Genomic DNA, 14,331 nt, shown 5'->3' with positions numbered 1-14,331 from the left:
TGCAGTGGTGTGGTTACCAACAGTTTCCATTATCGAAGCAACGTCACGCGGCGCGCTTGTGGGAGGCCTTGAACTCGGCCAGCTCCTCGGGGGTGGGCAGGCCTTCGTTGTCGGAGACGAACTGGGTCTGGATGGCGCCGAGGGCGCAACCGCGCTCCAGCGCCTCGGCCACGGTCTTGCCGTCCATCAGGGCGGACAGCGTACCGGCTGCGAAACCGTCGCCGGCGCCGACCGTGTCGACCACATGATCGACCACGAATCCGGGCACGTAGGCGGATTCCTTGCCGTCGTAGGCGTAGGCGCCCTTCGGACCGTCCTTGACGACGACCAGCTTGGCACCGTTGTCGATGAACGCCTTGGCTGTGTCCTCGATGGTTTCGGCGCCGAACAGCTCATGGCCCTCGCCGCCGCCGGGCAGCACCAGATCGGCCTGGGAGGCCAGCTCGATCAGGGTCTTGCGCATGAGGTCAAGGTTCGGCCAGATGGCGGGACGCAGGTTCGGGTCGAAGGAGACGAAGGCTCCGTTTTCGCGGGCCTTGACGATCAGCTCCTTGGCGGCGGCCAGCGTGGTCTCGCTCAGCGGAGGCAGGATGCCGGTGAGGTGCACGACGGAGATGTCGGAGAAGTCGACGGCGTCCACATCGGCCGGGGACAGCGTGGAAGCGGCGGAACCCTTGCGGAAGTAAGCGGTCTTCGGATCGCCCTTGCTCACCTTGGACTTGAACATCAGACCGGTCAGGCGACTGTCGTCGTAGGAGACCAGCGACGTGTCGATGCCGTTCCTCTCCATGAACGCACGAATACGGTCGCCGCACGGATCATGCGCCAGCTTGGTCATGTACACCGGCTTCTGCCCCATACGGGCCAGACCGACGCACACGTTCAGCTCGGCGCCGGCCACGGAAGCGCCGAAATGCTCGACCGCACCAAGATCGCCTTCCTGCTCCGCGGTGAACAGCGCCATCGCCTCACCAACCAGCAGTACCTTTCCCGGCTTAATAGCCACAGTTGATTCACTCAATGCCATGGGAAATCCCTCTGTTCGATCAACGTAGTAAATGTAATGATTTGAGCTCGAACTCTGAACTCAACCGGTACACATCATACTAGGAAAACGCCCTTCCCGGCCGGAAATGTTGGCAACATTTTCCAAATCGGATAGCCTGAGGCAACCTGATCAACCGATTTCCACGCAGCACGCCGCCACCCCTGATCGCCATGGAATCAGGGGGCGAACCGTGCGGTCGGAGGCATCACAACGAGTAATCGACATATCCCATGGCGTCGTTCTGTGATATATTGCACATCCCCATATACGATTGGGGGTATTGACAGACTCATCGCAACGGTGTAGAGAGGTGGCCCATGCGTCAGTCCAACGCCAAACGCAAACCCAGCATCGCCGACGTGGCGGCGGCCGTCGGCGTGTCCAAGACCACGATCTCACGATACCTGCACGGCGAATACGACTACATGTCCCTGCAGACCAAGGAACGCATCCGCAAGGTGATCGAGGAGCTGGGATACCGGCCGAACCGCGTGGCGCAGATCCTCAAGGCCACGCGCAGCAACATCATCGGCGTGGTGATCGCCGACATCAGCAATCCGTTCAGCTCGCAGCTGCTCAAGGGGATCCAGACCGAATGCCGCGAACAAGGCATCCAGCTGCTCATCAGCGATGCGGACAACAGCCCCAAGGTGGAGCGCACGGCCATGGAATCCCTGATGGACAGCCAGGTGGACGGTCTGATCGTCAACACCGCCGGAGACAACGACGACTTCCTCATCGACTTCGCCACCACGCCGGGCAATCCGCCGATGGCCACACTCGACCGCGTGCTGCTGCCGCTCGTATGCGACGGGGTGTCCACCGACAACGCCGGCGGCGTACGACTGATGATGGATCATCTCGTCTCGCAGGGTTTCGACTACGTGGCGTTCGTCGTCCGGCCGCCTTCGGGCATCACCAGCCGTCTCACCCGCATCCATGCGGTGGAGGACTATCTCGAACGGCACGGTGGCGACGGCACGGGAGACGCAGCCGGACGCATCGAGGGCGAAACACTGATCTACGACCGGACGCGGAACGAACTGCCACGACTGCTCAAGGATCTCGGCGACAGACAGCGCGGCAGGCGCATCTGCCTGTTCGCCAACAACGAGGAGACGCTGCAGGACGTGCTCTACGCCTGCGAGGAGAACGACTGCGACGATCTCGCCCTGTGCACCTTCGGCAGCGAGAACACCCGGTTCACCAGATCAGGCATCACCTGTCTCGATCAGCAGCCGTCGCTGATGGGCCGCACCTGCGCCAGAAAACTCATCGGACGCATCCGCTCGACCGACAAGGAACCGTTCTCCCTGACCGAGATCCCCACCGAACTGCACGTCTACCCCTCGACCGCAGCCTTCCCCGTCTAGTCTTCGCCCAAACCCCCTCATCAGTCAGCCTACGGCTGCCAGCTTCCCCTCAAGGGGAAGCCATTTTTCTTTCCTCCCAGGGTTTTCCGGATACCAGTCGGAAGACCTTTTTCCACACCCACGGCCTTCGTCGGTCCACCGTGACCTTCCTCTCGTAGGCTGAGCCCGTTGAGGAAACGCCGGAGGCGTTTTTAGGGCTCAGGCGAGCCGACAGGCGAGCTGATGGAACGCGGCCGTAAGGCCGTCCGCTATTGCGGAGAAGGTGGCCGACGAAGCCGGTCGGATGAGGTGAGTCGCAGCCCCCTCATCAGTCGGCTCACGCCGACGGCTTCCCCCAGTGGGGGAAGCCAAGCAGGCACTCGGCACGATCGCAAACCCTTGAAATGTTGGGCGACACGCCGTGTGCAACGGTTTTGTTGACCGGTACACAGATCTTGTTTATCATAACCGTGTACCGGTTAACAGAGATGTGAAAACTCCGGCAACAACGCAATAAAAACACCAACAAACAACCGTCACCCATATGGAAGAGTCAGGGAACGGGTCTTCGGAGCCATTTCCGAGGATCGCGGTCTCCCGATGCCATTCTCAAGGAGGAGAGAATGATTCTGGCAATCATGGGCATTCTGCTCATACTTTCATTCGTCGGCTTTGTCGTATATGCGATGAAGGGCGGCAATCTGACAGTCGGCTTCTTCGTGCAGACGATCATCTGGACGCTGATCTACTGTCTCGGCATCCCGTTCGGCGTCAGCAAACCGTATGACATCATCACCGAAACCTATGCCGAGCCGATCCTGAAGTACGGCCCGACGATCATCCAGATCATTCTGGGCGCCTGGTTCGGCCGCGTGCTGGTCGACACCGGCATCGCCTCGTCCATCTCCTACCGCACCGCCAAAATCGGTGAGAAGAGCCCGGTGCTGTGCACCATCGCCGTGGCCCTCGTCACCTGCCTGATCTTCACCAGCGCCTACGGCGTCGGCTCCGCCATCGCCATCGGTGTGATTCTCTTCCCGATCCTCGGCCGCATCGGCGTGCCGAAGCGCGTCGCCGTGCCGGTGTTCACGCTCTCCATCGGCGCCGCCATGTGGATCAACAGCGTGCTGTTCGTGCAGTTCGCCGCCTTCTACGCCAACTACGACTCCCCGGACGGACAGAAGGTCGAGTGGGGCACCCACTACCTGAGCTTCGGCATCCCCGCCATGATCGTGCAGATGCTCGGCGTGATCATCTTCATCCTCATCAACTCCAAGGCCATCAAGAACGGCACCCCGTACGAGGTCGGCAACCCCGAGGAGCGCAAGGCCGTCGAATACCCGGACGTGCCGGTATGGACCTACATCATGCCTATCGTCCCGGTGGCCCTGAGCCTGATCCTCAAGTGGAACGCCGTCCCCGCTCTGCTGCTCGCCACGCTGATCACCTTCCTGGTCACCGGCAACATGAAGAGCTTCAAGGGCTTCGTCAAGCTGCTCAACGGCACCGCCACCACCGCCATCGGCGACATCGGCCCGCTGATCATCATGCTGCTCATCCTGCAGGCCTTCCAGCACTCCGCCGTCACCGTCATGAAGGTGTTCTCCGGCGTGCTCACCCCGATCATCCCGAACAACACGGCCATCCTGGCGATCGCCTTCTGCATCCTCGCGCCGCTCGCCCTGTTCCGTGGCCCGCTCGAGCTGTACGGCGCGGGTTCCGCCGTGATCTCCATCTTCATGGCCACCGGCATGTTCAACTCCTGGTTCCTGTTCGCCCTGCTCGTCGTCCCGTCGATGACCTGCATCTCCGCCTGCATCACGCAGTCCTGGAACACCTGGGCCACCGGCTACATGGAGCTCGAACCCAAGACCTTCCTCAAGATGGGTGTTCCGGTCTACTGGCTGTGCACCTTCCCGATCATGGGTCTGGCCGCCCTGCTGCTGTTCTGATCCCCTGATCACCAATCGGCCGACCGCCGAACAACGAAACCGGTCCGTATATCGCCAACGCCTGCCGTACGCCATATATCGGGCCGGTTTCGTTTAGCCCAATCACATCAATACGATGGATTGCGGACCGGTCCGCGATCCGCAATCCAAAAACCACAATCCGTACATCCGCATCCAACCACATCAAAGGAGTCCAATCATGACCACCGTCGGCATCAACACCCTCGTCTACCTCACCGACCTGCAGGAGGGCACCCCGCAGTCCTCGCTGCTCCCCCGCATCGCCGATCTCGGCCTCAAGCTCGCCGAGGTCCGCCGCGAGTTCATCCTCGCCGGCGAGAACCCCGACGCCGAATTCGACCGCATCGCCGCCTCCACCAAGGCCGGCTCGCTCACCCTCTTCTACTCCGTGCCCGAAGTCATCACCAAGGACGGCAAGGCCAATCCGGAGCTCGAAACCTACTTCGCGGAAGCCAAGCGCATGGGTGCCAAGAACGTCAAGCTCAACCAGGGCGACGTGAAGGACGTGACCACCGACGTGCTGCACGGCATCGACGACCTCGCCGCCGAATACGGCGTGAACCTGACCATCGAGAACGACCAGACCCCGGAGAACGGCACCTTCGCCTGCACCGAAGCCTCCCTGAAGAACGTGAAGGCCGCCGACAGCAAGATCGGCTACACCTTCGATCTGGGCAACTGGTTCTGGCGCGACGAGGACCCGGTCAAGGCCTTCGACGCCCTGAAGGACTACGCCACCGTGTTCCACCTGAAGAACGTCAACGGCGCCGAGAAGCGTGAGGACCTCTCCACCGTGATGCTCGAGGAGGGCGTGGTCGACTGGAAGGCCCTGCTCGCCCAGCTGAGCGACGACGTGCCGGTGTTCCTGGAGTACCCGATCGCCGCCGCCGACGTGGACCACGAGGTGACGCTCGTGCGCCAGGCCGTGAACGCCTGAGACTGAAACCGACCGAGCCTGAAACCGACCGAGACCGCATTACAAACAGAAAGCGCAGCAAATGTCCGAAGTCATGACCATCGGCGAACCCATGGTGAATCTCATCGCCGATTCCGAACAGACCTATGTGGAGGCCCGCACCCTGCCGACCCAGATGGCCGGCTGCGAGTTCAACGTCGCCATCGGCGTCAACCGCCAGGGACACTCGGTGAGCTACGTCACCACGCTGGGACAGGACTGGCAGGGTGACATGATCGTCGACTACATGAACACCATCGACATCGACACCACCAACATCCGCCGCACCACCAAGGCCGCCACCGGCTCCCAGCTCAAGGTGGTGCTGCCCGACGGCGATCCGAAGGTGATCTACTTCCGTGCCGGCTCGGCCGCCAGCAAGACCACGCCCGACATCGTGGACGACGTGGACTTCGACGGTGTGAAGATCCTGCACGTCACCGGCGTGTTCGCCGCCCTCGCGCCGAACACCTACGAAACCGAGTCGAAGCTCATCGACGCGGCCAAGGAGCACGGCGTGACCGTCACCTTCGATCCGAACCCCCGCCCGACGCTGTGGCACAGCGAGGAGGAGATGATCTACGCCACGAACAAGCTCGCCGCCAAGTCCGACGTGTTCATGCCCGGGCTTTCCGAAGGCCAGCTGTTCTCCGGCCGTCAGAACCCGCGCGACATCGCCGAGTTCTATCTCGACATGGGCGTGAAGAAGGTGATCATCAAGCTGGGCGACACCGGATCCGCACTGTTCGAGCGCGACGATCGCGGCGAACTCGTCGAAACCGTGGTGCCGAGCTTCGTGGTGACGGTGGTCGACACCGTCGGCGCGGGCGACGGCTTCGCCTCCGGAGCCATCACCGGTCTGCTCGAAGGACTCGACGCCGAGCATCTGCTGGAGCGGGCCAATGCGGTCGGCGCGATTCAGGTGACCAGCGTCTCCGATTCCGAAGGCCTGCCCACCCGCGCCGAGCTGGAACGCTTCATCGCCGAAACCCCGCGCAAGGAGGTGTCGCTGTGAAGCTGCAGGTAGCCATCGACCGCGTGGACGTGCCGTGCGCCGAAGCCATCATCCGCGAAGTGGCCGCCGCGGCCGACGTGATCGAGGTCGGCACCTCGCTGACCAAGGAGTTCGGCGTCCGCGCGATCACCCCGCTCATCGAGGCCGCGAACGGAACCGCCGTACTCGGCGACATCAAGACCTGCGATGAAGGCAAGTACGAGTTCGATCTCGGATTCGACTGCGGGTTCACGTACCTCACCGTCATGGGATCGTCCTCGCTGGGCACGCTGCAGGTCTGCTACGATTCCGCCGCCGAACATGACGGTGTGATGATGATCGACCTGCTGGAGTGTGACGACGAGCGCATCGACAGGATCTCCGTGTTCCCCGATGCCGTCTACTGCCTGCACACGTCGGTGGATTCAGGTGCGACGGCCGACCCGGTCGGTCAGGTTCGGGCGTTCAAGGCCCGCTACCCGCAGATCAGGCATATCGCCATCGCCGGAGGCATCAAGAAGCCTCAGCTGGCGGGGCTCGCCGCCGAAGGCGTGGAGATCGTGATCATGGGATCGGCCATCACCAAGGCCGACGACATCGCCGCGGCCGCCGCCGAGTGCAAGGCCCTGTGCGCATAGGATCCGCAGATCTGCTGATCAGTCAGCCGATGCGTACGCATCATTCATACGGATCAGCGTTCGTTATCAAACAGTTCGTTATCAATCACACAACCACTAAGGAGCATATGATGACCGACAATGCCAGGATTCTCGACCAGATCGTCGAGGAGATCGAAGGCGTGATCGCCAAGATGGACGAGCATGATCTGGAGGCGGCCCGCGATCTCATCGCCCGCAACGACCGCGTGTACGCCACCGGCGAGGGTCGTTCCGGATTCCAGGCCCGCAGCTTCGCCATGCGCATGATGCACATCGGCTACACCAGCTACATGATGGGCGAGACGATCTGCCCCTCCATGCATGAGGGCGACGTGCTGCTCGCGATCTCCGGCTCGGGCAAGACCCGCAAGACCGTCGAGGACGCCGAAGCCGCCAGGAAGCTGGGCGTGAAGGTGATCGCCGTCACCTCGAAGCCGGAATCCCCGCTGGCCGCCGCGGCCGACGCCGTGATTCTGGTGCCGGGCCGAGTCAAGGGCGAGGCCGGTGGTTCGATTCAGCTGCTGAGCTCGCTGTTCGATCAGAGCGTGCACATCGCGCTTGACGCACTGTGCCTGATGATCTCCCGTCGTGACCACGTCTCCGACGCCCAGGCCAACGCCAACCACGCCAACGTGGAGTGACTCTCGGTCACTCCAGCAGATGCCAACGTGGAGTGACCGACCGCTTACCTTCCCCTTGAGGGGAAGGTGGCCGGCGAAGCCGGACGGATGAGGTGAGTCGGAGGCCCCTCATCAGTCAGCCTACGGCTGCCAGCTTCCCCCGGCGGGGGAAGCCCAACACCCACGACCTTCCCCGTAGGCTGAGCCCGTTGAGGAAACGCCGGAGGCGTTTCTAGGGCTCGGGCGAGCCGACAGGCGTGCTTACGGAACGCGGCCGTAAGGCCTCCGCTATTGCGGTTGAAGGTGGCCGGCGAAGCCGGACGGATGAGGTGATGGACGACGGTCAAACGATATTCCCTCATCAGTCGGCTCACGCCGACAGCTTCCCCCAATGGGGGAAGCCCGAGCTCTCCTTTCTTTCCTCCCAGGGTCTTCCGGATGCCAGTCGGAAGACCCTTTTTCATACCCATAGCCTTCTTCGGCCCACTGTGACCTTCCCCGTAGGCTGAGCCCGTTGAGGAAACGCCGGGGCGTTTCCAGGGCTCAGGCGAGCCGACAGGCGTGCGTCGCCCACGCCACCTCATCAGTCAGCCTACGGCTGCCAGCTTCCCCTCAAGGGGAAGCCCAACACCCACGCCCTCCTCTCCTCCTCGGAGGGGAAGGTGGCCGGCGAAGCCGGACGGATGAGGTGATAGGCAAAGGAACGATATGACAAAGGGGCCTTCGCCGCGCGGTTCGAATCGCGCGGCGAAGGCCCCTTGCAACCGATTGAAAGGAGTATCAGAGTGCCGAGAACCTACTTGTTGTATTTGACGGCGTCCCACACACCCAGCAGATACTGGATACCCAGAGCACGATCATACAGACCGTAACCCGGACGAGGCTTGTGCTCAGGCGTGTTCTCGTTCCACAAATGACGGCCATGGTCCGGACGAATGTACCCCTGGTAGTCGGCCTCGGCGTACGCCTTCATGATGCCGATCGTGTCCACATCGCCCTCGGACGCGCGATGACCCACCTCGGAGAAGGAGCCCGCCTCGTCCAGGAACTTGATGTTGCGCACATGCGAGAAGTGGATGCGGTCCATGAACGTCTTGACGGCGTCCACCGGATCGTTGCCGCGGCGCGAGCTGAACGAGCCCAGGCACAGGCACAGGCCGTTGTACGGGCTCGGGTTCAGGTCGAGCACGCGCTGGATGCCCTCCTTGGAGGACACCACACGCGGCCAGCCGAACAGGTCGAACGCCGGGTCGTCGGGGTGCACGGCGAGCTTGACGTCGTACTTCTCGCAGGTGGGGATCACCGCGTCCAGGAACACCTTGTAGTTCTCGTAGTACTTGTCGTGGTCGATGCCCTTGTAGGCCTCGATGAACTCCGGCAGGTGAGCCAGGCGCTCCGGCTCCCAGCCCGGCATGGTCAGGTTGCCGGCACCGTTGAGGGTCTCGTCGATCAGAGCCTGCGGGTCCGTGAGCTGGGCCACCTTGTGCGCGTCATAGTACAGCGCGGTGGAACCGTCCGGGCTCGGGTGGAACATGTCGGTGCGCAGCCAGTCGAACACGGGCATGAAGTTGTAGGTGACGACCTTCACGCCGGCCTTGCCCAGGTTCTCGATGGTCTTGCGGTAGTTGTCCAGGGCCTCGTCGCGGCTCATGCCCAGCATGGTCTTGCCGGTTTTGATGGACTCGTGCACGTTCACGGACTCGACCACGTCGGCGTTGAACGTCTTGGTGATGCCGTGCTTGCGGTCGTAGTCGGACAGGCCGGTGATCTTCTTCATCTCGGCCTCGATCTCCTCCGGCTCCCACAGCTCGCCGGCCTGCTTGTGATGCAGGGACCACACGATCGTCTCGACACCGGGGATCTGACGAATGTCGTCCAGCGAAATGGTGTCGTTACCTTCGCCGTACCAACGGAAACCCATCTTCATTGTGGTAATCCTTACCTGTTGTTTGGTGGTGATATTTCGATTGTCAGTTTACGTTTAAGTGTGCACGCGGATGAATGCGCGTGCATGTGCGGACCGTGGTCCTATCCCCTCTCCTCAGTCGGCATCCGCCGACAGCTCCCCTCCCCCAAGGGAGGGAAGCCAACAGGGGGTCTGCAATCCGCAACCGGTTTCCTTTCCCAAGGGAGGGGAGCCATTGGAACGGAGGCATCACGACTCTCCGCGCCCACTCCCTTCCTCTGGGAAAGACAGCCCTTACAGGCCGAGTTCCTTCTCCAGCACCGGGTGCAGGGTGCCGGTTCCGGCGGCGAACTCCTTGAAGTAGCCGACGATCTTCTCGGCCAGCGGGGTCTGGGTCAGATCGGTGCCCCACAGCGTGGCGTCGGCGAGGATCGGCTTGAGCACCTCGTCGGCCTTGGACAGGTCGCCGCCGACCTTCAGGGAGGCGAGGGCGCTCTGCAGCTCGGGGATGCGCGGATCGGGGCTCAGGGTGATCTCGTTGCCGTTGTCGTCGGTGGCCTTGCCGTCGGTGCCGAGCAGCAGGCGCAGCCAGGCGGCGATGGCCAGCGGGATGGCGACGAGCGTGTTCACGTCGTGATCCGGGGATTCGACGTACTTCTTGATCGTGACGCCGAAGCGGATCGGCACCTTCTGGGAGGTGTCGGTGGAGATGCGGACCGGGGAGTCGGGCAGGCTCGGGTTCGGCACGCGCACGTCGATGACCTTCTCGGCGAATTCCTTCGGGGAGAAGATGCCGGGGTCGGCCACGACGGGCAGGCCCTCGACGTAGGCCAGACGCTCGGCGAGGGCCTTGAGGTCCTTGTCGCCGATGGTCTCGCTCATCGAATCGTAGCTCATCAGACGGCCGGTGACGGCCAGGGCGGTGTGCACCGGGTTGAGGCAGGTGGTGACCTTCATCTCGTCGGCCTTGTTCACCGTGTCGCGGTCTCCCAGGAACACGCCGGCCTTCTCCAGAGCCGGACGGCCGTTCGGGAAGGTGTCTTCGATGACGAGGTACCAGGTCTCCTCGGCGTTGGCGAACGGGGCCACGTTGGTGCCCTTGGCGGTGTGGAAGATCTTGTTGTCGGCGAAGCCCTTCTCCTCCAGCAGCTTGGAGACGGAGTCGGCGGGGTTCGGGGTAATGCGGTCGATCATGGTCAGCGGGAAGGCGACCTTGGCCGGATCCTCCACGTAGGTGACGAAGTCCTCGGGGACGAAGCCTTTGTCGGCCCACAGCTTGGCGAAGTCGACGATCACGGAGCGGAAGCGGTCGCCGTTCTGCGAGAAGTTGTCGGTGCTCACCATGGCGATCGGCAGCTGGCCGGCCTTGTAGCGCTCGAGCAGCAGGGCGGTGATGGCACCCATGGCGGAGACGGCGGAATCGGGGCCGTTCTCGACTTCGGGGGCGATCCACGGCAGCAGCTCGCCGTCGTTGTTCCTGATGGCGTAGCCCTTTTCGGTGATCGTCACGGTGACGAACTGGAGTTCGGGGTTGGTGAAGACCTTGACCAGACCGTCCCACACCTCGTCGTGGGCCTTGACGCCGAAGGATTCGGCGACGGAGGCCACCAGCTCGGTTTCGACCGAGCCGTCGGACTTGAGGATCACGGACAGGCCGCGGTTGTCGTACGGCTTGTAGGCGTCGGTGATGATGTCGGCGTCGAAGGTCTCGGCCACGATCACACCGGCCTTGACCTCGCCCTGGTTGAGCAGATCCTGGGCGATGAGAGCCTGGACCTCGCGGAACAGGTTGCCGGCACCGAAGTGGACCCAGTAGGGGTGTTCGGCGGTGTATTCGGCGACTGCCTTCGGATCGTACTGCGGCAGCTTGGTGCCCGCAGCCTCCCATTCGGCGGCGTTGGCCTTGAAATCATCGGTCAGATGAAGAACCATTGTCAGTGTTTCCTTTCATGCGCCGGCGACTTCGATGCCGCCGGCGTTTTTCGATATGCGAGATATGGACGATCGACCGTAACCGGGAAGCGGATCAGTCGAGCTTGAAGACGTGGCGCGGGCCTTCCTTCACGGATTCACGCATCACGCGCTTGCCCTCGTCGAGGCTCAGACGGTGATCGGCGACCAGACCGGAGACGAAGCGGGCCGTGAGACGACGGTTGGTGTCGTGACGGGTCGGGATCGAGCACAGGGCGCGGGTGTCGTCGATGAAGCCGGACAGCTTGGAGAAGCCGGCCGCGGTGGTGATGTAGTCGAAGTAGCGCAGGATCGGCTCCGGGGAGTCGAGGAACCACCACGGGGCGCCGACGTACAGGCTCGGGTAGAAGCCGGCCAGCGGGCCGAGCTCGCGGGAGTAGACCGTCTCGTCCTGGGTGAAGGCCACGAAGTGGAAGTCGGGGTTGTTGCCGTACTTGTTGAGCAGGCTCTTGAGATCGACGGCGAACTCGGCCTTGGCCGGAATGTCGGCGCCGATGTTCACGCCGTACTCGGCGAGGTTCTGCGGATCGTAGTCGCGGTGGACGTGCGGGTGAACGGTCATGACCAGACCGTCCTCCTGAGCCATCTCCACCTGATCGGCGAAGAAGTGACGACGCAGCTGATCGCCCTCCTCCGGCGTGATGTTGCCGGCCATGGCCTGCTTGAACAGGCGGTTGACCTCGGTGTCGGAAAGGCGGTCGGTGCGCACGTCGGCGTGGGAGTGATCGGACAGCACGGCGCCGTGGGCCTTGAAGTACTGACGACGGCGACGCAGGGCCTCGGTGAAGCCGGCGTAGGTGGTGGCGTCGATGCCGGCGACCTCGCCGAGCTTCTCGACCTGCTGCGCCCAGTTGGCGGTCTTGTAGGGCTCGAGGTAGATGTCCGGACGGAAGGCCGGGGCCAGGCGGGCCGGGAAATCGGGATCGGCGTTGGTCTCGTCGTGCAGGTGCAGATCGTCGAGGGTGTCGTCGGTGGTGGAGATGAACTCGATGTTGAACTTCTTCACCAGAGCACGGGTGGAGAATTCGGGCTGCTTCAGATCATCGTTGATCTCGTCGTAGATTTCGCCGGCGGTGTCGGGACCGAACGGCTTGTCGATGCCGAAGACGGTGGCGAGCTCGTCATCGAACCAGTACTGCATCGGGGTGCCGGCGTATGCGGGCCAGAACTTGCCGAGCAGTTCGAAGGCGTGCTTGGCCTGTTCGGGGGTGAATTCCTTCTGCCCGACGCCGAGATCCTTGAGATCCACGCCCTGGGAGTGCAGGATGCGGGTCACGTAATGGTCAGGGGTGATGAACAGCTCGGTCGGGTTGTCGAAGTGGTAATCCTTGTCGTGGAACCATTCGACCGGAACATGGCCGTGAGGAGAGATGATCGGCATGTCCTTGACTTCGTCGTACAGCTCGCGGGCGATGTCGCGAGTGGTCGGATCGGCAGGAAGAAGCCTATCTGCATGTACCATAATGAGAACTCCTTTGTTTCGTTTCCTCCTCTTTGATTATTAGTTCGATCTAATACCGACCCACTGCGGTTGCCACGGTTTGCCCTTTATGGGATGGATGAGGACGATATTCCGCACGGATAGGTACAGTAAGGGGTAATCCCCGACCATAAGAGAAAGCGTATGAACCATATGCAGAACGCCAACGACGACGCTTCACCGATCCAAGAGGGGCTCGGCGACGCAGCCGGCATGGACGACGGCGAGATCAACACCGGAATCGATACCGGGCAGGGACGCCACAGCGGCAACGTCACCATCCGCGACGTGGCACGCGAAGTGGGGGTCTCCCCTTCCACCGTATCCCGGGCCTTCGCACGCCCCGGCAGAGTGAGCGCGCAGACGGCCCAGCGCATCCGCGAGGTTGCGGATCGACTGGGCTACCGGGCCAAGGCGGTCACCTCGCTGAGCATGCGCGACAGGGATCACGTCAACAGCATGATTGCCATCACCGTGGCCGATCTGGGTAATCCGATCTTCGCCGATTACGTCAAAAGCGCGCAGCATCAGTGTCTGCGCAAGGGATTCGGCTTGTTGGTCATCGACTTCGAGGAGACCAGCATCATCGAGCGCAAGGCGTTGAATCTGACCATGGGCCATGTGGATGGGCTGATCCTTTCGTCGTCACGGTCGTCCGACGCCACGATCCGCAAGCTTGCCGAGATCACGCCGCTGATCGCCCTGAACCGCCCGATCCGCGGCGTGCAGTCGATTATTCCCGACGCCCGCGTCGGCCTGGAGCAGGCGGTCAACTATCTCGCCGATCTAGGCCACGAGGAGATCACCTATCTTTCCGGGCCGGAGGCCTCCTGGCAGGACGGACGACGCTGGCGCACGATGATCGAGATCTGCGAACAGCGAGGCATCCGGCTTCGTCGCATCAACGCCAACGCACCCTCGTACATCGGCGGCTACAAGTATGCCGACGAATTCCTCAGAACCCCCACCACCGCAGTGGTGGCGTACAACGACATCGTTGCCATCGGTTTCATGAAGGCGATGCAGGCTCGAGGCATCAGGGTCCCCGAGGACATCTCGCTGGTCGGCATCGACGACACCCCGGTCAGTTCGCTGGTGACGCCGAGTCTTTCCACGGTGAAGCTGCCGCGCAAGGAGCCGGCGGAACTGGCGGTGGACGAGATCATCGCGCAGGTGAGGCATCAGAAGACCGACACCAGCCGAAGCCCGCTGTTCCTCAAGTCCACGTTCATTCCGCGAAGCAGCACCGGCCGCGCGAACCCGGCCATCCATCTGCGGTAGACCGCGATGGCCGCCCAAGCCACCGGCCGCCCAACCACCTCATCAGTCGGCTCACGCCGACAGCTTCCCCTCACAGGGGAAGCCTGAAGGAC

At 62.6% G+C, this 14,331-nt stretch carries 11 protein-coding genes; 7 read left to right on the top strand and 4 right to left on the bottom strand.

Going from position 1 to position 14,331, the window contains the following annotated elements; all coding sequences use genetic code 11:
• Positions 1-43: 43 nt before the first annotated feature.
• On the bottom strand, positions 44-1,027 hold the full coding sequence (locus Uis1B_RS00515) for a sugar kinase (protein ID WP_101614538.1): 984 nt from the start codon (positions 1,025-1,027) through the stop codon (positions 44-46).
• 338 nt (positions 1,028-1,365) lie between these two features.
• Here Uis1B_RS00515 and Uis1B_RS00510 point away from each other — a divergent pair, with 338 nt between their 5' ends.
• From Uis1B_RS00510 to hxlB, 6 genes are all read left to right on the top strand, one after another.
• Entirely contained in the window at positions 1,366-2,421 is a 1,056-nt protein-coding gene (locus Uis1B_RS00510; protein ID WP_101614536.1) for a LacI family DNA-binding transcriptional regulator, read from the top strand.
• 602 nt (positions 2,422-3,023) lie between these two features.
• Positions 3,024-4,352 carry a gluconate:proton symporter gene (locus Uis1B_RS00505; RefSeq protein WP_101614534.1) on the top strand — a complete coding sequence of 443 codons (1,329 nt, stop codon included), beginning with the start codon at positions 3,024-3,026 and terminating at the stop codon, positions 4,350-4,352.
• 199 nt (positions 4,353-4,551) lie between these two features.
• Entirely contained in the window at positions 4,552-5,310 is a 759-nt protein-coding gene (locus Uis1B_RS00500) for a sugar phosphate isomerase/epimerase family protein (protein WP_101614532.1), read from the top strand.
• Positions 5,311-5,371: 61 nt separating this feature from the next.
• Positions 5,372-6,343 carry a sugar kinase gene (locus tag Uis1B_RS00495; RefSeq protein WP_101614530.1) on the top strand — a complete coding sequence of 324 codons (972 nt, stop codon included), beginning with the start codon at positions 5,372-5,374 and terminating at the stop codon, positions 6,341-6,343.
• Entirely contained in the window at positions 6,340-6,960 is a 621-nt protein-coding gene (locus Uis1B_RS00490; protein ID WP_101614528.1) for an orotidine 5'-phosphate decarboxylase / HUMPS family protein, read from the top strand. Before Uis1B_RS00495 ends, Uis1B_RS00490 begins: the two co-directional genes overlap by 4 nt.
• 107 nt (positions 6,961-7,067) lie before the next feature.
• A complete protein-coding gene (hxlB, locus tag Uis1B_RS00485) occupies positions 7,068-7,622 on the top strand; it encodes a 6-phospho-3-hexuloisomerase (RefSeq protein ID WP_243390183.1) in 555 nt (184 codons plus the stop codon).
• A gap of 775 nt (positions 7,623-8,397) precedes the next feature.
• Here hxlB and uxuA read toward each other — a convergent pair.
• The 3 genes from uxuA to uxaC form a co-directional block, all read right to left on the bottom strand.
• Complete coding sequence (uxuA, locus tag Uis1B_RS00480) at positions 8,398-9,528, bottom strand: mannonate dehydratase (protein ID WP_101614524.1); 1,131 nt, start codon at positions 9,526-9,528, stop codon at positions 8,398-8,400.
• Positions 9,529-9,801: 273 nt separating this feature from the next.
• Complete coding sequence (locus Uis1B_RS00475) at positions 9,802-11,439, bottom strand: mannitol dehydrogenase family protein (RefSeq protein WP_101614522.1); 1,638 nt, start codon at positions 11,437-11,439, stop codon at positions 9,802-9,804.
• 94 nt (positions 11,440-11,533) lie between these two features.
• The gene (gene uxaC, locus Uis1B_RS00470) at positions 11,534-12,940 is read right to left on the bottom strand and encodes a glucuronate isomerase (RefSeq protein ID WP_101614520.1); all 1,407 of its coding nucleotides are present in this window, start codon (positions 12,938-12,940) and stop codon (positions 11,534-11,536) included.
• 162 nt (positions 12,941-13,102) lie between these two features.
• On the opposite strand from uxaC, the gene Uis1B_RS00465 reads away from it, so the two are divergent.
• A complete protein-coding gene (locus tag Uis1B_RS00465; protein ID WP_101614518.1) occupies positions 13,103-14,239 on the top strand; it encodes a LacI family DNA-binding transcriptional regulator in 1,137 nt (378 codons plus the stop codon).
• Positions 14,240-14,331 lie beyond the last annotated feature (92 nt).

It is taken from the genome of Bifidobacterium margollesii, assembly GCF_002860355.1.
Classification (GTDB): domain Bacteria; phylum Actinomycetota; class Actinomycetes; order Actinomycetales; family Bifidobacteriaceae; genus Galliscardovia; species Galliscardovia margollesii.
This window is presented reverse-complemented; position numbering and strand designations above follow the sequence as displayed.

What these genes read in the sequence shown, in the direction of transcription:
- Uis1B_RS00515 (WP_101614538.1), bottom strand. Translation starts at nt 1,027, where the DNA reads ATGGCATTGAGTGAATCAACTGTGGCTATTAAGCCGGGAAAGGTACTG.
- Uis1B_RS00510 (WP_101614536.1), top strand. Translation starts at nt 1,366, where the DNA reads ATGCGTCAGTCCAACGCCAAACGCAAACCCAGCATCGCCGACGTGGCG.
- Uis1B_RS00505 (WP_101614534.1), top strand. Translation starts at nt 3,024, where the DNA reads ATGATTCTGGCAATCATGGGCATTCTGCTCATACTTTCATTCGTCGGC.
- Uis1B_RS00500 (WP_101614532.1), top strand. Translation starts at nt 4,552, where the DNA reads ATGACCACCGTCGGCATCAACACCCTCGTCTACCTCACCGACCTGCAG.
- Uis1B_RS00495 (WP_101614530.1), top strand. Translation starts at nt 5,372, where the DNA reads ATGTCCGAAGTCATGACCATCGGCGAACCCATGGTGAATCTCATCGCC.
- hxlB (WP_243390183.1), top strand. Translation starts at nt 7,068, where the DNA reads ATGATGACCGACAATGCCAGGATTCTCGACCAGATCGTCGAGGAGATC.
- uxuA (WP_101614524.1), bottom strand. Translation starts at nt 9,528, where the DNA reads ATGAAGATGGGTTTCCGTTGGTACGGCGAAGGTAACGACACCATTTCG.
- Uis1B_RS00475 (WP_101614522.1), bottom strand. Translation starts at nt 11,439, where the DNA reads ATGGTTCTTCATCTGACCGATGATTTCAAGGCCAACGCCGCCGAATGG.
- uxaC (WP_101614520.1), bottom strand. Translation starts at nt 12,940, where the DNA reads ATGGTACATGCAGATAGGCTTCTTCCTGCCGATCCGACCACTCGCGAC.
- Uis1B_RS00465 (WP_101614518.1), top strand. Translation starts at nt 13,103, where the DNA reads ATGAACCATATGCAGAACGCCAACGACGACGCTTCACCGATCCAAGAG.